We start from the raw sequence: 17,448 nt of genomic DNA on the forward strand, positions 1-17,448 counted from the left end.
ATGGCCGTTGATATGTTTCTGAAGTGTACCGATCTGCCCGGTGAATCGGTCGACAAGACCTACAAGGGCTCGATCGACGTTCTCGCCTGGTCGTGGGGCATGAGCCAGTCGGGCACCACCCATGCCGGTCCCGGCGCCGGTGCCGGCAAGGTCAATGTCCAGGACATGTCGATCACCAAATGGGTCGACAAGGCCAGCCCCAAGCTGCAGCTGTTCTGCTGCAACGGCAAGCATGTCGGCTCGGCGATGCTGGTGGTTCGCAAGGCCGGTGAGAACCCGCTCGAATATATCAAGATCACGATGACCGATATCATCATCTCGTCGGTGTCGACGGGCGGCTCGGGCGGCGAAGACCGGCTGACCGAAAATGTCAGCCTCAACTTCGCGACGGTCAAGTTCGAATATACGCCGCAAAAGGCGGACGGTTCGGGCGACACGGCGGTGCCCTACACCTGGAAGATCGCCCAGAACGTCGCCGGTTGACGACGACACCGGGGGAATCGCCTGTCATGGACGCCGAACAATGCCTCAGGGCGGGCGATATTCCCGGTGCGCGCGCAGCGCTTGCCGCCGAACTCAAGCGCGCCCCGCAGGATGTGCGGGCGCGCCAGTTCTTCTGGCAATTGATGGCCGTGGTCGGGGAACTCGACAAGGCCGATGCCCAGTTGAAGGCGCTTGGCGGGGTCCAGGCGTCGGCGATGATGATGGGCAGCGTCTATATGCAGGCGATCAACGCCGAGCGGCTGCGCGATCGCACCTTCGCCGGTGATCTGGCGCCCAAGTCGCTCGTCGGCACCGAACCCTGGGTCGCCGGCCTGCTCGATGCCCTCGCCGCCACGATCCGCGGTGCGCCCGATGCCGCCGCCCGCCACGACGCCGCGCTCGCCGAAGCGCCGGCGTCACCGGGCAGCATCGACGGCACCCCGTTCGAATGGCTCGCCGATGCCGACACCCGCTTCGGCCCGATGCTGGAGGTCGTGATCGGTGCCGATTACGGGTTCATCCCCTTTGCCGCGATGAACCGCATTCGCGCAGCGGCGGTTGCCGACCTGCGCGATACCGTCTGGCGGCCCGCCGAAATCGGCCTAAAGTCCGGGCAGTCGTCGATGGTCTTCATCCCGGCCCGCTATCCCGGCACCGTCGCCACCGGCGATCCGGCGTTGATGCTCGGTCGTCGCACCGACTGGACAGCCGCCGGCGATATCGAAATCGGCCTCGGCCAGCGCCTGCTGGCGACCGACACCGACGATCATGGCGTGCTCGAGCCGTTCGATATCCGGCTGGGCTGATCCCATGGCGACAATGACGCCGCTGAAGCCGTCGATCCTCGACAAGCTCATCGGCGACCTGTCGCGCGTGCGCAGCGACGGCAGCCGCGACCTGCTGCCATGCTTCGTCCCCCGCCTCGACCGCTTCAACGAGGATGAACTGCGGGCCTGTGTCCGCCGCGATATCGAATGGCTGCTCAACGTCGTGCATTTCGAAGCCGCCGTCGGGCTGGAGGACTATCCCGACGTCGCCACCTCGGTGCTCAACCATGGCCTGCCCGAACTGATCGGCCGCGCCATCGACCGCCAGGCGCTCGCGCATCGCGGCGCCGAAATCGTCGCCGCCGTGCGCGCCTTCGAACCGCGCCTCATCGCCAGCTCGGTCGAGGTCCTGCTCGATGAAGGCGAAGTCGGCTTCGAAAATCGCCTGCGCTTCGTCATCCACGGCCATCTGATGAACTCGATCGACGATGGCTTCATCGCGCTCTACACCGCGATCGACCTCGATACCGGGAACGTCGAGATCAACGCATGACAGCGATCGATCCCCGGCTGCTGCAGCATTACAATCGCGAGCTCGGCTATCTGCGCCGCCAGGCGGCGGTGTTTTCGGAAGACCATGCCCAGGTCGCCGGCCGGCTGGGCCTCGATGCGCCGACCAACCCCGATCCCCATGTCGAACGCCTGCTCGAAGGCGTCGCCTATCTCAACGCCCGGGTGCGGCTCAAGCTTGACGACCAGTTCCCTGACTTCACCCAATATCTGCTCGATGCGCTCTATCCCCAATATGTGACGCCGACGCCCGCCATGGGCATCGTCACGCTGACGCCGACGCCGGGCGAAAATGCCCTCGCCGACGGCCCGCGCGTCGCACGCGGCAGCACGGTCCATGCCACCCTGTCGACCGAATCGATCACGCCGGTCGAATTCCGCACCGGCCAGGACGTGACACTCTGGCCGCTGAAGATCATCGCCGCCGATTACCTCGCCACCCGCGCCGCCGTCGCCACCGCCACCGGCACTGCGGTGGGGGAGGCGGCCCTGCGGCTGCGGCTGGAACTGACCATCGACGGCAGCCTCGCGGACCTTGCCATCGATCATCTCGACCTGTTCATCGACGGCGCCGAAGATGTCCCCGGCCGCCTCCTCCACCAGCTCCTCGCCGAAAGCTACCCGGCGCTGGTCTGCGCCTCCGATCGCGGCCGCCGCGATGCCTGGAGCGTTGGCGCCGGCCCGGTCGAAGCCCTGGGGCTGGATGCCGAACAGGCGCTGCTGCCCGCCGACCTGCGTTCCTTCCGGGGCTATCGGCTGCTCGCCGAATATTATGCCATGCCGGAGAAATTCCGTTTCATCCGCCTGACCGGCCTCGCCGCCGGCTTCGCGCGCGGCGCGCGGCAGGTCGATATCGTCATCCCGCTCAAACGCTGTGTTCCGGCGCTCGCCGCCGCTGTCGCCACCGACAATTTCCGCCTGCATGCGACGCCGGTGATCAATCTCTACAAGCGCCATTTCGACCGGATTCCGGTCGATCGCGGCCAGCCCGAACATCTTGTCCTCGCCGATCGCTCGCGTCAGCAGGACCATGAAATCTACAGTCTGACCAGCGTATCGGCCTATCGTGCCGGGGATTCGGTCGGCATGCCCGTGCAGCCGCTCTACGCCCGCAATGCCGAACGCGGCGACCAGCCGCTCTATTATTCGCTGCGCCGCCGCCTGCGCCGCCTGTCGGAAGCCGAACGCCGGCGCAGGCGCGAGAGCGACTATACCGGGTCCGAAACCTGGATCGCGCTGACGGCGCCCGGCGCCCCGGGGCTTGTCGACGATATTGCCGAAATCGCCGCCGAAGGCTGGGTGACCAACCGCGCCCTGCCCACCCGCCTGCGCCCCGGTGCGCCCGACCTGGTGCTGGCGCTCGCCGACATGGCGAATGTTGCCGCCGTCCGCATGATCCGGGGCCCCACCCGCCCGCAGCCGCCGCTCGGACTGGGCGACGCCGCCTGGCGCGTGGTTTCGCACCTCGCCCCCGGCAATCGCGGGTTCGCGCGCGCGGACGGCAGCCCCGATGTGCTGCTCGACCATCTGCGGCTGTACCTGCGCGACGAAGCGCCGGCGTTGCGCCGCGAGATCCAGGGCATCACCGGGCTGCACGCCGCGCTGGTCACCCGCCGCGCCGCGGGCGTCTCGCGCCTGGCGTTCGAACGCGGCGAACAGCTGACGCTGCATCTCGCTGCTTCGGCCTATGAAGCCAGCACCGCCTATCTGTTCACCATGGTGGTGGCCCGGTTCCTCGCCGAATTCGCGACGGTCAACAGCTTTGCCGAAGTCATCGTCAAGTCGGACGACGGCCTGTCGTGGCGCTGGCCGGCGCTGTCCGGGCCACGGCCGACGATATGAGCGCGGAACACCTTGCCGAAGTCTTCGACGCCATCGGCGCCGACCCACAGCGCTTTGCCTTTTTCGCCGCCGTGCGCGCCGTGGAGCGCGCCGCCGCCGACAGCCCGCGCCTCGGCCGCGCCCTCAACCCGGCGCAGGAGCCGCTTGCCGTCGCCCATCATGCCTCGGCCGATTTTCCGCGCACCACCATCGAAAGCTTCGACCGCCGCCTCCCCGCGGCCGAGGCGGCGCCGCGCCTGCGATCGAACCATTTCGGCCTGACCGGGCCGATGGGGCCGATGCCCTTTTACCTGACCGAGCTGGTGATCTTCGAACGCAACCGCCGCGGCCCCAGGCCGCTCGGCGATTTCCTCGACCTGCTGACGTCGCGGCAGCTGCAGTTCTTCTACCGCGCCTGGGCCGACAGCCAGCCCTGCGCCCAGGCCGACCGCCCCGCCGATGACGGCTTCGCAGCACATCTCGGCGCGGTGTCGGGCGCCGCCGACCTGCGCTTCGTCGCGGCGGCAGACCGCCCCGCCCAGGGGTCGTCGGGGTTCGACAGCTGGGCACGGCTGGGCCTTGCCGGCCATTTCGCCGGGCTGCGGTCGGCCAGCGCCGTCGCCGATGTGCTCAGCTGGGTGCTGGCGACGCCGGTTCGCGTTGTCGAAGGCGTCGGCCGCTGGCGCGACATACCGCCGGGCACGCTCACCCGGCTCGGCGGCGGCGATAACCGCCTCGGCCTTGGCGCCACATTGGGCCGGCGCTTCTTCGCCACCGAATGGGATGTCCGCCTCGTCCTGACCGCCGCCGACATGGCCGGCCTCGACGCGCTGCTGCCCGGCGGCGCCCGCCACGCCATCCTTGCCGAATGCGCCCGGGCGATCCTGCCCCAGCATATCGAATGGAGCGCCCGGATCGAAATCGACGAGGCACGCATCGCCCCGGCCCGGCTGCAGCGCGGCGCCGGCGGTGCCCGGCTGGGCCAGACCGGCTGGATCGCGCCGCGCGGCCGCAGCGGGCGCCCGCGCGACGACCTGCGGCTGCACAGCGCCGCCTGACACATCACGAACGGGGGAACCGAACATGGCAATCAGCAGAAGCGGAATGGTCAGCCGATTGGGGCCAAAGGCGATGACCGGGCTGCAGACGGCGCACGGCTTCGCCAAGCTGCGCGAAAACCCCTATGTCGAAATCGCCCATTGGCTGCACGCGCTCAACGCCGACAAGACCAGCGAGATCACGGCGATCAAGGCGAAGTTCGGCATCGATGACGGCAAGATCGCCAGCGACATCGTCGCCGCGCTCGACAAGCTGCCGCGTGGCGCCAGTTCGCTCGATTTCTCGCAGCAGCTGATGGAGGCGGTGCAACAGGGCTGGATGTACGCCTCGCTGCAGTTCAACGCCGCGCGTGTCAGCCCCGGTCACGCGCTTTATGCCCTGCTCGCCAGTGACAATCTGCGCACGACGATGCTGGGCATTTCGAAGGAATGGCGCAAGGTCGACGTCGAACAGCTCGGCGAACATTATGCCGCCATCACCGGCAGCGCCGCCGAAGCCGCACCCGCCGCCGGCGGCGGTGGCGACGACACGGGCGCCGCCGGCGCGCCATCGGGCGAATCCGCGCTGGCGCGATATTCGGTCGATCTCACCGCCCGCGCCCGATCGGGCGAAATCGACAAGATCGTCGGCCGCGACGCCGAAATCCGCCAGGTCGTCGACATCCTGCTCCGCCGCCGCCAGAACAACCCGATCCTCACCGGGGAAGCCGGCGTCGGCAAGACGGCGGTGGCCGAAGGCTTTGCCCGCCGCATCGTCGATGGCGATGTGCCGCCCAGCCTGGCCAATGTCACGCTGCGCTCGCTCGACATCGGGCTGTTGCAGGCCGGCGCCAGCGTCAAGGGCGAGTTCGAAAAGCGCCTGCGGCAGGTCATCGACGAGGTGGAGGCCAGCCCCGTCCCGATCATCCTGTTCATCGATGAAGCCCATACGCTCATCGGTGCCGGCGGCAGCGCCGGCACCGGCGACGCCGCCAACCTGCTGAAACCGGCGCTGGCCCGCGGCAAGCTGCGCACAATCGCCGCCACCACCTGGGCCGAATATCGCCAATATTTCGAAAAGGATCCGGCGCTGACCCGGCGTTTCCAGACCGTAGCGGTCGGGGAGCCCGAAACCGACAATGCCATCGCCATGTTGCGCTCGGTCAGCGATGCGATGGTCAAGCATCACAAGGTCATCGTCCTCGATGAAGCGCTGGAAGCGGCCGTCAAGCTCAGCCAGCGCTACATCCCGTCGCGCCAACTGCCCGACAAGGCGGTCAGCCTGCTCGATACCGCCTGCGCGCGCGTCGGCGTTTCACAGCACGCGACACCGGCGCCGGTCGAGGACCGGCTGCGCAAGGTCGAACGGCTGGAAGTCGAACTCGGCATCGCCACTCGCGAGGCCGATGCCGGCATGGGCCCGGTGCACCGACCCGCCGAAATCGAGGCGCAACTGGTCGAGGCACGCGCCACGCTCGCCGATGTGCGCGCCAAATGGGAGGCTGAAAAGGCCGCGGTCGCCGCCGTCATCGCCGCCCGCACGGCGCGCGGCGATGCCAGGGCCGCTGCCGCCGCGGCACCCGCGCCGGACGCCGACGCGCCGGACTTCAGCGGCCATGACGACGCGCTGCGCACCACCATGGACGCCCTCCACGCGGCGCAGGGAGACAGCCCGATGGTCTTTGCCCAGGTCGATGCCAACGCCGTCGCCGCCGTGGTCGGGGACTGGACCGGCGTTCCCGTCGGCCGCATGGTCAAGGACGAGATCACCAGCGTGCTGACCATTGCCGACAATCTCAAAAAGCGCGTCATCGGCCAGGACCATGGCCTCGAAGCCATCGCCAAGCGCATCCAGACCAGCCGCGCCAAGCTCGACAACCCCAACAAGCCGGTCGGCGTCTTCATGCTCTGCGGCCCGTCGGGCGTCGGCAAGACCGAAACCGCGCATGCGCTCGCCGAGCTGCTTTATGCCGGTGACGATTCGATGATCGTCATCAACATGTCGGAATTCCAGGAAGCCCATACCGTCTCGACGCTGAAGGGCGCGCCCGCGGGCTATGTCGGCTATGGCCAGGGCGGTGTGCTGACCGAAGCCGTCCGCCGCCGGCCCTATTCGGTCGTCCTCCTCGACGAAGTCGAAAAGGCGCATCCCGACGTCCACGAGATGTTCTTCCAGGTCTTCGACAAGGGTTACATGGACGACAGCGAAGGCCGCTACATCGACTTCAAGAACTGCCTGATCCTGCTCACGTCCAACGCCGGCACCGACCTGATCACCGACATGGCATCCGACCCCGAAACCGCGCCCGATCCGGAGGCACTGGCGACGGCGCTGCGGCCGGAACTGCTCAAGGTCTTCCCGCCTGCGCTGCTCGGCAGGCTGATCGTGCTGCCCTATTATCCGCTCAGCCCCGAAATGCTCGGCGGCATCGTCAAGCTGCAACTCAACCGCATCGTCAGGCGCATCGCCGAAAACCACAAGATCGCGCTGACCTATGACCAGGCCGTCGTCGACCATATCGTCGGCCGCTGCACCGAAATGGCATCGGGCGGCCGCATGATCGACGCGATCCTGACCAATTCGATGCTGCCGACGCTGTCGACCGGCCTGCTCGGGCGGATGGCCGATGGCGTGACGGTGGAGGAGATCGCCGTCAGCGTGCGCGGCGATGACCTCGCCTATGACTTCAAGGACGCCGCCATGCTCGACGCGGCGGCCTGATCGATCGCGATGGCACGCCCCCAGTCCTGCCGCCGTCAACGTCCACCACTGGACCGGCAGCGGCGTCACCCGCCTGCGCGCGGTGGAAGCGCGGCTGGAAGGCAGCCGCTCCGCCGCCGAAATCCGCCGACGTCTCGCATGATCTCCTTGCTGCACAGGACCTGCCCATGACCATGCCCGCCCAGGTCATCGAAGCGCTCGCCGCCGCGACCGGCCTGTCGCGCACGACGTTGCGCGATGGCTTCGATCGCTTCGCTGCCGTGCTCGGGGACCGGCTCGGCGTCATGCAGCAACGCATCGGCGGCATCATGGCCAATGCCGGCAGCGGCGGCACCGCCGGGCTCGACGACACCATCGCCTACACCGATGCCAGCCTGAGCCGGCAGGACAAGTCGCAGCTGTTCGGCGCACTCGGATTGGGCTTCATCGGCGGGCTGCTGCTGGCCGGCGCCGCCGGCGAGATTGTCGTCATCCTCGTCGCGCTGCTGTGCCTTGTCGGCGCCGGCCTGTTCCTGTTGTCGTTCCTGCAACGACTGATGGCGCGGGCGACCGCGGCGATTGATGCTTTTTAAATTTTTTTTGCTCAAGGGTCGGGGCTTCATGGGGGCATGGAGACAGGCAATGCGCGCGGGGGGCCGAGTTTGACACATCCAGTCTGGTCCGAAGGTCTGTTCCTGCGCCCGCAGCATTTCCAGGCGGCGGACAGCCATGCCCGTGCCAACCTCCACGCCCGGCTCGACGGCGCCGCCGCCTATCCCTGGGGCATCGTCCATCTCGAAATTTCCGACGACCTCGCCTCCGGCGCCCAGTTCGGCATCAAGCGGCTGCTCGCGGTGCTGCCCGATGGCGAGATCATCGACATCCCCGGCCGCCAGCCGCCGCCGCCGCCGTTCGACATCACCAGCGATGTCCGCGACGAAGTCATCTACCTCACCCTGCCCGCCCGCCAGCCCGGCGCCGTCGAATATACCACCGTCGATGCCGCCGACGCCGCCACCGCCCGCTATCTGATCCGCGTGCGCGACGTCATCGATTCGACCGACCCCGACCGCGCCGCCGAACCCATCGAGACCGGCGAGCCCAACCTTCGCTTCGGCATCGAGGAGGCCGATCGCGCCGGCCGCATCTGCCTCGGCCTCGCCCGCATCCGCGAGCTGCAGGCCCGGCGTGTCGTATTCGACGACAATTACATCCCGCCCTCGCTCGATCTCCGGTCGTGCCAGGCCCTGTCGGGCTTCATCATCGATATTCTGGGCCGGCTGGAACAGCGCCAGGACGAAGTCAGCCTGCGCGCCGCCGAACCCAGCGCCGGCTCCAATTCCGACGCGATGTTCCTGCTGCTCATCGCGCTCAACCGCTGGCAGCCGGTGCTGCGCCACCTCGCCCGGCTCGACCGCGTCCACCCCGAACGCCTTTATGCCACCTTCCTGTCGTTCGCCGGCGAGCTCGCCACCTTCACCAGTTCCGAACGGCGGCCGCAGTCCTTCCCCGATTACGACCATGACAATCTGGAACTTTGCTTCCGGCCGCTGATCGAGGCGCTGCGCGTCGCACTGGGGGTCCGGATCGGCGCCGGCGCCCAGCCGCTCAAGCTGACCAAGCTGGCGCCCGGCGCCTATAATTCGGTGATCACCGATCGCAGCCTCTACGACGCCGGCCGCTTCTTCCTCGCCGTGTCGTCGGCGCGCCCGGCGGAGATCATCCGCGCGCAGCTGCCGGCGCTGGTCAAGATCGGTTCGATCACGCGGATGGAGCAGCTGGTCAACTCGGCGGTGCCCGGCGTGCCGCTGGTGCCGATCGGCGCGCCGCCCGCGCAGATCCGCGCGCTGCCGGGCTATGTCTATTTCGAGCTCGATCGCACCTCGGCCGACTGGCGCGATTTCGCCACCGCGCCGGCGCTCGGCCTGCACATCGCCGGCGACTGGCCCGAGCTCCAGATGGAGCTGTGGTGCGTCAAGCGGCCGGCGCGGTAACGATCGGCGTCGACCAAGGATTCTGGGGGAACGGACATGGCGGGGGAAGACGAAAAGGGCCCACGGCCGGCGCGGACAGTGTTCCGGCCATCGCCGCTTGCCGCCGCCGGGTCCCCGCCACCGCCCATTGCAGTCCCGCCGCCACCCGTCGGCTTCACCCCGCCGCCACCCCCGCAATATGCCCCCGCCACCCCGCCGGGCCAGCGCCGCGCCCTGCCCGCCACCGACGAGGTCCCCCCGATCACCGAACCGATGCGGGTCCGCAACCCGATCATGGCGGCGGCCTCGCGCTTTCTCGCCATCTGCGCCGCCGTCCAGGCCGAACGCCAGGTCAGCGACGCCCCGACGCTGATCGCGCGCGCCATGACCGAGCTGAAGGCGTTCGAACGCACCGCCAGCGGCGCCGGCCTGACGGCGGAAGACCTCAACCGCGCCCGCTATGCGCTCGCCGCGACGCTCGACGACATTGTCCAGAACCTGCCCGGCGGCGCCGCCGCCGACTGGGCACGGCAGAGCGTCGTCGTCCAGTCCTTCGGGCAAGCTTTTGGCGGCGACCAGTTCTGGGGCATTCTCGACGCGCTCCTGGCGCGCCCGCAGGCCAACCAGGACATGCTGGAACTGTTCCACGCCTGCCTGGCGGTCGGCTTCATCGGCCGATATCGCATCGGCGGCGATGGCCCGCGCCAGATCCAGGCGCGCATGGCGGCGATCCACAACGCCCTGTCGGGCATCCGCGCCCGCCCGGAGACCGATCTTGTTCCGGCGTGGCGCGGCGTGCCCACGCCGACCGCCCGGACGGCGCGCTGGCTGGTGCTGCTGCTCGTCGCCGGCGCCGCGCTGGCGGCGCTGCTCATCGCCTTCCTGGCGCTCAAATTCTTTCTCGATGCCCGCGACGAAACCGCCTGGGCCAAGGTCCGCGCCCTGCCACCGGCCGCATTGACCAGCATCGACCGCGCCGGCCCCGGCCTTGCCGTGGCGAGTTCGACCCAGTTGCAGCGCATCCGCGGGCGCCTCACATCGACGTGCATCGCCGCCGATGAAGACGGCGGCAGCGTCCGCCTGACCATTTCGGCCTGCCAGGGCCTGCCCGGCGGCATGTTCGACAAGGGCGCCGACCAGGTCGCCGCCGCCTATGCGCCGCTGATCATCGCAGCGGCCAGGGCGCTGGTGCCCGAAGCCGGCCCCATCGACATCGTCGCCCATACCGACAGCGACCCGATCCGCAGCGCCAGCTTCCCCGACAATCTGGCGCTGTCCAACGCCCGCGCCGCCAATGTCGCGGCGCTGCTGGGTGGCAACGGCATCGATCCGGCGCGGCTCAACCCTGCCGGCCGCGGCGACCGGGAACCGCTCGATCGCGCCGACACCGCCGATGCCAAGGCGCGCAATCGCCGCGTCGAACTCACCATCCCGCGGAGCAACTGACGATGGCCGCCGTGCGCAAGGCACTTTCCAACTGGTGGGTCATCGTCATCGGCAGTGCGCTGCTGGTCTCGCTGGCGCTGTTCCTTCTCGCCGGGCTGCTGCTGCCGTCGCTGCTCGGCTGGCGCTGGTGGCTGATCGGGCTTGTTTGGCTGGCGGTCGCCATCGCCGCCGGCGTCCGCTTCTGGCGGCGCCGCGCCGCACAGAAAAGCCTCGCCGAAGCGATCGCGCCGCCCGATCGCGAATCCGAAGCGGTCACCGCCAAGATGAAGGCCGCGCTGGCCGAACTCGCCAAGCGCGGCAAGGGCGCGCTCTACGACCTGCCCTGGTATGTCATCATCGGGCCACCCGGCGCCGGCAAGACGACGATCATCAAGAAGTCCGGCCTCAACCTCGTCGGCGACGCCGACGCGATAAAGGGCGTCGGCGGCACGCGCGATTGCGACTGGTGGTTCACCGACGAGGCCGTGCTCATCGATACCGCCGGCCGCTACACCAGCCAGGACAGCGATGCATCGCGCGACGCCCGCACCTGGGCCGGCTTCCTCGCCACGCTGCGCAAGGCGCGGCCGCTGCAACCGCTCAACGGCGTCATCGTCGCCATTGGGCTCGACGAGATCGCCACCGTGTCGGCAGAAGCGCTCGACCGCCATGTCGTCACGCTGCGCGCCCGCCTCGCCGAAATCGGCAAGGCACTGGCCATCGAACTGCCGGTCTATGTCGTCTTTACCAAGGCCGATCTGGTGTCGGGCTTTACCGAATTCTTCGAAGATCTCAGCGTCGAGGGCCGGCGCTCGCCGGTCGGCGCCACCCTGCCGCTCACCGCCGCTCCCGACACGGCGCTGCTCGCCAATGCCTATGACGACGCCGTCCAGGCGCTGGCCGACCGGGTGCCGGACCGGTTGCAGTCGGATGGCGACGCCGTGCGCCGCGGTGCCATCCTCACCCTGCCGGCACGGCTGATCGACCTGCGCGGCCGCGTCGTCCGCCTGCTCGATGGCGTCTTCGGCGCCGGCCATGCCGCACCGGCCAACATGCGGCTGCGGGGTTTCTATCTCACCAGCGGCGTCCAGCAGGGCACGCCGTTCGACCGGCTGATCGGCGATCTGTCGACCAGCCTCGGCCGCACCTCGCGCCCGCAATCGCAGGGCGCGCGGACCTTCTTCGTCAACCGCCTGTTCAAGGATGTCATCTTCGCCGAAGCCGGCCTCGCCGGGCCCGACCCGAAGCGCCGCCGGCGCGACCGGATGACCCGCATCGCGACCTTTGCCGTCATCGGCCTGATGACGGTCGCAGGTCTTGCGGCACTGTTCTGGAGCTTCGTCAACAACCGTGCCGGCCAGGATGCCACCGCCGCCGCCGCCGCCAGCCTGGCGCAAACCGCGCAAGGTCTCGACGCCGGAGATCGCGTCGCCGTCACCGCGCCGCTCGATGAGGTGCTGCCGCTGCTCGATGGCCTCGCTGCAACGCTGCCCTATGGCGCTGCCGGCACGCCGCCCAGCCCCGGCGGCCTCGGCCTCTATCGCACCCGTCTCGATGGCGAGAGCCATCGCGCCTATGCCGATGCGCTGCAACGCTATCTGCTGCCACGCCTCATCCTCGCCGCCGAAAGCGCGCTGCGCGACGCCCGCGACGAACCCGTCGCCAGCTATGAACCGCTCAAGGTCTATCTGATGCTCGGCAACGCCGCCGGCACGCGGCGCGACAACGCCTATATCCTGCAATGGCTCGAAGGCGACCTCAACAACCGCACCATGCCGGGGCCGGAAGCGGAGGCGGCGCGGGGCCGCATCCTCGTCCATGCCAAGGCGCTGCTCGCCGACCAGGGCCGCTTCGGCCGCCAGATCGCCGGGCCGCTGCTCGATGCCGGCCTTGTCGAACGCGCCCAGGCGGCCGTTGCCGCCATGTCGCCCGCCGACCGGGCGCTGGCGCTGCTCAAGCAGCAGGTGTCGGGCCCCGAATCGCGGCTGGTCGGCAAGGCGCTGCTGCCCGGCGAGGCCGAGGCGTTCGGCAACCCCGCCGACCTGCGTGCCGCGACCATCCCGTTCCTGTTCACCAAGGCGGGGTTTCAGACCGGCTTCATCCCCCGCGCCGGCCAGATCGGGGCGCTGCTGGACAAGGATCGCTGGATGCTCGGCACCAGCGCCGCGGCGCAGGCGCCGCTCGACCCGCAGGCACTCGGCGCCGCCTATGCCGCCGAATACACCCGCCGCTGGAACGACGTGCTGGCGCTGCCGCAACCTGCCAATTACGCGGCGCAGCCGGTGACGCTGGCACGGCTTGCCAACCCCGGCGGGTCACCGCTGAAGAAATTGACCGATGAAATCGTCGCCAACACCAGCGGGCTGATGCCGACGGCCAAATCGGGCAACGCGCGCGCGGATGCCGCCATCGGCGCCATCGCCGGCCAGGCGCGCGGCGGTCCATCGATGACGGCGGCCGCCACGATCGAAAGCAATTTCCAGATGCTGCGCCAATATGCCGGCGGCACCGGCGTCGGCATCACCGGCCTGCTGACCGCACTCGGCGACTATCAGAAGGCCGTCGCCCAGGCCGCAGCCGGCGGGGGCGGGGGCGGGGGCGGGGGCGGCGCAGCCGCGGGTGGCGGTGGTGCAGCCGCACTCGCCGGTGCCGCCGTCGCCCTCAAGGTCGCGGCCGCCAATGCCGCGGCCGCGGCGCCTGGCCTTGCCAGCTTTGTCGATCGCATCGCCAGTGGCAGCAGTGCCGCTGCCGAAACCAGCCGCACCGCCGAACTGCGCGCCGCCTTTGCCGCCGGCCCCGCGCCGCAATGCGCCGCTGTCATCGGCACGGGCTTTCCCTTCGGAACCGGCGCCGACCTGCAGCCGATGGACGTGACCCGCGCTGCCGGCGCGATGACCGCCTTCGCCGATGGCCCCCTGCAACCCTATCTGCGCCGCACCACCAGCGCGACCCGCCCGGGCTGGGGCTGGGTGTCGAACGAGCCGGCGGTTGCCAGCTTCCAGCCCGCCAGCGCCCGCGCCTTCGAACGTGCCGCCGAAGCGCAGGCGCTGGTCGGCGGCAACCTTGTCCTCGGCCTCGCCGCGGGCCCCGGCGTTGCCGGCCCCGTCGATCTCAAGCTGTCGGGCGTCCCGCTCACCCTTGCGCCCACCGCCCCGGCGCAGCGCTTCAACTGGAGCTATGGCGGGTTGCAGAGCGCCGCGATCACCGCCGCAGGCGCCGAAGTCGCGCGCGGCGATGGCCCCTGGGCGCTATTCCGCCTGCTCGCCAAGGCGCGCAAGCAGGACCTCGGCAAGGGCCAGTATCGCTTCACCTTCAACCCGACGACGGTGCTCGACGTGTCGATCCTGGGCGGTCCCGATCCCTTCGCCGCAGATGGCGTCTTTGCCCTGCGCTGCCCGGCACGCCTGTGACGCCGGACCTCGTCCCCGGCCATTATGGCAAGCTGCCCGGCCGCGGCGATTTCGTGCGCAGCGGTTGGGACGATGCCACCATCGAAGCGCTCGACCATTGGCTCGCCGATGGTCTGGCGGCGTGGCGGCCGGACGACGATGCCGCCTTTGCCGCCGCCTTCGCCGCGGCGCCGCACTACAGCTTCTATGCTCCCCCCGGCTGGATCGGCCCCGACGCCCTCCACGGCGTGCTCAGCCCGTCGGTCGATCGTGCCGGGCGTTTCTTCTTCCTCGTCGCCGGCCTCGCCGGCCCCGCGGCCGCGCTCTGGCACATCGCCGTCAACCGCCCCGACGTCGCCGCCGCCGCCGAAGCCGCCGTCTATGACGCGCTGGGCCCGGCGTCCGACCCGGACAGCCTTGCCGCCGCGATCGCCGCCGCCTTGCCGGACGAAACGCCGTCGTGGCGCGCCGCGCTCGCCCTTCCCGGCGACGCCATCTTCTGGGCGCAGGGCGACGGCGACCCGCTCGTCATCCGTGGCGACCGGCCCGACCCGGCGTTGCTCGCGGCGCTGCTCAATGTCCCTCATCTCGGTGGAGTCGGTGCATGACGCGCTTTCGCATCCGCTCGGCTGCCGCCACCCATGTCGGCGCGGTGCGCACCGTCAACGAGGATTCGATTCTCAGCCGCGACGACCTCTGCCTCTGGGTCGTCGCCGATGGCATGGGGGGCCACGCCAACGGCCAATGGGCTTCGACGACGCTCGTCGAAACCATCGATGCCGTCCAGCTCGGCGACGACGACCCCTATCCGCACCTGCTCGGCGCCCTGTACGCCGGCAACGGCGCCATCGTCCGTGCCGGCGCCGCCAATTGCGCGTCGATGGGCACCACGGTTGTCGTGCTGCATCTGGGCGATCGCGAAGTCACCGGCCTGTGGGTCGGGGACAGCCGCATCTACCGCCGCCGCGACGGCGTTCTCAGCCAGTTGACGCGCGATCACAGCATGGTTCAGGAACTTGTCGATCGCGGCAGCATCGCCGCCGACGAAGCCGAAACCCACCCCATGGCGCACGTCCTCAGCCGGGCTGTCGGAATGGACGAGGAACTGTCCCACGATGCCTTCCGCGACGAAGCCGCCATCGGCGACGTCTATCTGCTGTGCAGCGACGGCCTGTCGAAGGTGCTGACCCATGACGCCATCGACGCCCGGCTGGCCGCCAGCCCGGCGCGGGCGGTGGAAGGCCTCATCGCCGACACGCTCGCGGCCGGCGCTCCCGACAATGTATCGGTCATCGTCGTCAGCCTCGAACAGGCGACGATGATCGCTCCGGCTTCCGGCGTACAGGCAGTTGACCAATGACCGAAGATCCCGACACCCCCAAGCGCACCGTTTTCATCCGGCCGGGCGACCGCGTGCCGCCGCACGCCTCGGTGCCGCCCGCGGATGCCTCCAAACCACCCCCGGAACGCCCCGCCGAACCACCGCTGCGACCCGCGCCGCCGCCGCCGACCGGCACCCAGCGCTTCGGCATGGCCGGGCTGCTCGTCGGCGCGACGCTCAACGACAATTACCAAGTCACCCGCTACATCACCCAGGGCGGCATGGGCGAAATCTACGAAGGCCGGCAGATCCGCGGCAACGTCAAGGTCGCCATCAAGGTCATCCTGCCGCAATTCGCGGCCGACCCCGAATTCTACACCCTGCTCGAACGCGAGGCGGACCTGCTCGCCACGCTGGGCCATGACGCCATCGTCAAGTTCCGCGGCCTGTCGCACGATCCGCGCTCGCAGGTCGATTATCTGACGCTCGAATATGTCCATGGGCCGAGCCTGGAAGATCAGATGGACCATGGCGCAGTCGATGCGCAGCAGTGCCGCTTCCTGCTGCGCCGCCTCGCCTCCGGCCTCGACGCCGCGCACGACAAGGGCGTCTATCATCGCGATCTGTCGCCCGACAACATCCTGCTGCGCGACGGCAAGATCGAACGCGCCACGATCATCGATTTCGGCATCGCCAAGGATTCGGACACGTCGAAAAAGACCGTCATCGGCGCCGGTTTCGGCGGCAAGCTGGGCTTTGCAGCGCCCGAGGCCTTTGGCCTGTTCGGCCGCCAGATCGGCCCCTGGACCGACATCTACAGCCTGGCGCTGGTCGTCGCTGCCGCGGCGCGCGGCAAGGTGATCGACATGGGCACCGCCACCCCGATCGACGCCATCCAGGCCCGGCAGGCCGTGCCGGCGCTCGACGGCGTCGAACCCTGGCTCGCCGCGGTCCTGGCGCGCATGCTGGAACCAGACCCCGCCAACCGCATGCGGTCGATGGCATCGGTCATCGCCGCCGTCGACACGCTGCCGGCGGTCGGCACGCCGTTCGACGCCGACACGGCGCAGGACCTCATCGCCGCCGCGGCGGCGGGCGCGCGCGAGACGACGGTTCCACCCGGGCCCGCCGCCTTCGTGCGCGTCGAGCCGCCGCGCGAAACAAGCGATCTCAAGCTCGTGCGCGCCGATGCGACGCCCGCCGCCGAACCCGCGGCGCCCAGGTCGAAACTGCCGCTGGTCATCGGCGGCGGCGTTGCACTGGCGGCGGTCGCCGGCCTCGCCATCCTGTTCACCGGGGGCAAGGACAACGCCGATCCGGAAGCCGCCGCAACTGCCGCCACCAGCCCCGCCGCGCTCGACTGGCCCGCGGCCCGCGCCGCGCTCGCCGCGCTGCCGTGCAGCGACATCCGCGCCGTGCCGCCGGGGCCGGGGGCGACCAGCCTCGCCGTCACCGGCTGGATGGCGGCGGGCACCAGCGTTCCGGCAACGGCCGGCGGTTACCGGCTGGACAGTTCGGCCGTGATGGCGGTGTCGCCCGCGCCTTCGCCCGAAACCTGCGCCATCATCGGCCGGGTCCGCCAGGCGGCCGGCGACGCCGGCGTGCAGGGCAATCTCAAGATGCCCGGGGAGACGGTCTGGAAGTTCGCGCAGTTGCAGGACGTCGGCGGCTATCTGCAGATGCCGATCGGCCTCGGCACGCTCGGCAAGCCGCTCTACATTGTCAACATCGACGACGGCCAGACCGACCCCGTCAAGCGGGTCAGCGCCGGCCAGGTCCCCGCCGGCACCGCCGCCTTCCCCTATCAGGGCCGGCAGCCGGTCCGCTATCTGCAGTTCTTCCTGTCGGCACCGACGCTGCCCGACAATGGCGCGGAAACCGGCAGCGGCGCCGCCGTCAGCCGCGCCTGCGCGTCCGGCTGCGAATCCACCAGCGGCTGGGTGATCCTGCAATAGGGGTCG

13 protein-coding genes are annotated in these 17,448 nt (G+C 69.7%); all 13 read left to right on the forward strand.

Annotated features, from left to right (window positions below; genetic code table 11):
* On the forward strand, positions 1-483 hold the full coding sequence (locus GGQ62_RS04715; protein ID WP_152576260.1) for an Hcp family type VI secretion system effector: 483 nt from the start codon (positions 1-3) through the stop codon (positions 481-483).
* Positions 484-509: 26 nt separating this feature from the next.
* Positions 510-1,289, forward strand: coding sequence for a type VI secretion system accessory protein TagJ (locus GGQ62_RS04720; protein ID WP_152576259.1), 780 nt, complete (start codon positions 510-512; stop codon positions 1,287-1,289).
* A 4-nt stretch (positions 1,290-1,293) separates the two neighbouring features.
* Positions 1,294-1,803, forward strand: coding sequence for a type VI secretion system baseplate subunit TssE (locus GGQ62_RS04725; RefSeq protein ID WP_167649479.1), 510 nt, complete (start codon positions 1,294-1,296; stop codon positions 1,801-1,803).
* Entirely contained in the window at positions 1,800-3,662 is a 1,863-nt protein-coding gene (gene tssF / locus GGQ62_RS04730) for a type VI secretion system baseplate subunit TssF (protein ID WP_152576257.1), read from the forward strand. The genes GGQ62_RS04725 and tssF overlap by 4 nt, the downstream gene beginning before the upstream one ends.
* Positions 3,659-4,699 (forward strand): type VI secretion system baseplate subunit TssG, encoded by a 1,041-nt coding sequence (gene tssG, locus GGQ62_RS04735; protein ID WP_152576256.1) that lies wholly within the window; start codon positions 3,659-3,661, stop codon positions 4,697-4,699. The genes tssF and tssG overlap by 4 nt, the downstream gene beginning before the upstream one ends.
* Before the next feature lie 25 nt (positions 4,700-4,724).
* Positions 4,725-7,400, forward strand: coding sequence for a type VI secretion system ATPase TssH (tssH, locus tag GGQ62_RS04740; RefSeq protein ID WP_152576255.1), 2,676 nt, complete (start codon positions 4,725-4,727; stop codon positions 7,398-7,400).
* Positions 7,401-7,567: 167 nt separating this feature from the next.
* Positions 7,568-7,972: a hypothetical protein gene (locus tag GGQ62_RS04745; protein WP_153401038.1), complete on the forward strand. Its 405-nt coding sequence runs from the start codon at positions 7,568-7,570 to the stop codon at positions 7,970-7,972.
* A gap of 69 nt (positions 7,973-8,041) precedes the next feature.
* Positions 8,042-9,373 (forward strand): type VI secretion system baseplate subunit TssK, encoded by a 1,332-nt coding sequence (gene tssK / locus GGQ62_RS04750; RefSeq protein WP_243445955.1) that lies wholly within the window; start codon positions 8,042-8,044, stop codon positions 9,371-9,373.
* A gap of 36 nt (positions 9,374-9,409) precedes the next feature.
* Entirely contained in the window at positions 9,410-10,798 is a 1,389-nt protein-coding gene (gene icmH, locus GGQ62_RS04755) for a type IVB secretion system protein IcmH/DotU (protein WP_152576253.1), read from the forward strand.
* 2 nt (positions 10,799-10,800) lie between these two features.
* The gene (gene tssM, locus GGQ62_RS04760) at positions 10,801-14,187 is read left to right on the forward strand and encodes a type VI secretion system membrane subunit TssM (RefSeq protein ID WP_167649480.1); all 3,387 of its coding nucleotides are present in this window, start codon (positions 10,801-10,803) and stop codon (positions 14,185-14,187) included.
* A complete protein-coding gene (gene tagF / locus GGQ62_RS04765; RefSeq protein WP_167649481.1) occupies positions 14,184-14,774 on the forward strand; it encodes a type VI secretion system-associated protein TagF in 591 nt (196 codons plus the stop codon). The genes tssM and tagF overlap by 4 nt, the downstream gene beginning before the upstream one ends.
* Entirely contained in the window at positions 14,771-15,526 is a 756-nt protein-coding gene (locus GGQ62_RS04770) for a PP2C family protein-serine/threonine phosphatase (protein WP_152576250.1), read from the forward strand. The genes tagF and GGQ62_RS04770 overlap by 4 nt, the downstream gene beginning before the upstream one ends.
* Positions 15,523-17,442, forward strand: a complete 1,920-nt coding sequence (locus GGQ62_RS04775; protein WP_167649482.1) for a serine/threonine-protein kinase — start codon at positions 15,523-15,525, stop codon at positions 17,440-17,442. The genes GGQ62_RS04770 and GGQ62_RS04775 overlap by 4 nt, the downstream gene beginning before the upstream one ends.
* Positions 17,443-17,448: the final 6 nt, after the last annotated feature.

It is taken from the genome of Polymorphobacter fuscus (assembly GCF_011927825.1).
GTDB classification, from domain to species: domain Bacteria; phylum Pseudomonadota; class Alphaproteobacteria; order Sphingomonadales; family Sphingomonadaceae; genus Sandarakinorhabdus; species Sandarakinorhabdus fusca.

Excerpts from the sequence above, each read along its gene's own strand:
- GGQ62_RS04745 (WP_153401038.1), top strand. The coding sequence starts at position 7,568 with ATGACCATGCCCGCCCAGGTCATCGAAGCGCTCGCCGCCGCGACCGGC.
- tssG (WP_152576256.1), top strand. The coding sequence starts at position 3,659 with ATGAGCGCGGAACACCTTGCCGAAGTCTTCGACGCCATCGGCGCCGAC.
- tssH (WP_152576255.1), top strand. The coding sequence starts at position 4,725 with ATGGCAATCAGCAGAAGCGGAATGGTCAGCCGATTGGGGCCAAAGGCG.
- icmH (WP_152576253.1), top strand. The coding sequence starts at position 9,410 with ATGGCGGGGGAAGACGAAAAGGGCCCACGGCCGGCGCGGACAGTGTTC.
- GGQ62_RS04720 (WP_152576259.1), top strand. The coding sequence starts at position 510 with ATGGACGCCGAACAATGCCTCAGGGCGGGCGATATTCCCGGTGCGCGC.
- GGQ62_RS04725 (WP_167649479.1), top strand. The coding sequence starts at position 1,294 with ATGGCGACAATGACGCCGCTGAAGCCGTCGATCCTCGACAAGCTCATC.
- GGQ62_RS04715 (WP_152576260.1), top strand. The coding sequence starts at position 1 with ATGGCCGTTGATATGTTTCTGAAGTGTACCGATCTGCCCGGTGAATCG.
- GGQ62_RS04770 (WP_152576250.1), top strand. The coding sequence starts at position 14,771 with ATGACGCGCTTTCGCATCCGCTCGGCTGCCGCCACCCATGTCGGCGCG.
- GGQ62_RS04775 (WP_167649482.1), top strand. The coding sequence starts at position 15,523 with ATGACCGAAGATCCCGACACCCCCAAGCGCACCGTTTTCATCCGGCCG.
- tssM (WP_167649480.1), top strand. The coding sequence starts at position 10,801 with ATGGCCGCCGTGCGCAAGGCACTTTCCAACTGGTGGGTCATCGTCATC.
- tssF (WP_152576257.1), top strand. The coding sequence starts at position 1,800 with ATGACAGCGATCGATCCCCGGCTGCTGCAGCATTACAATCGCGAGCTC.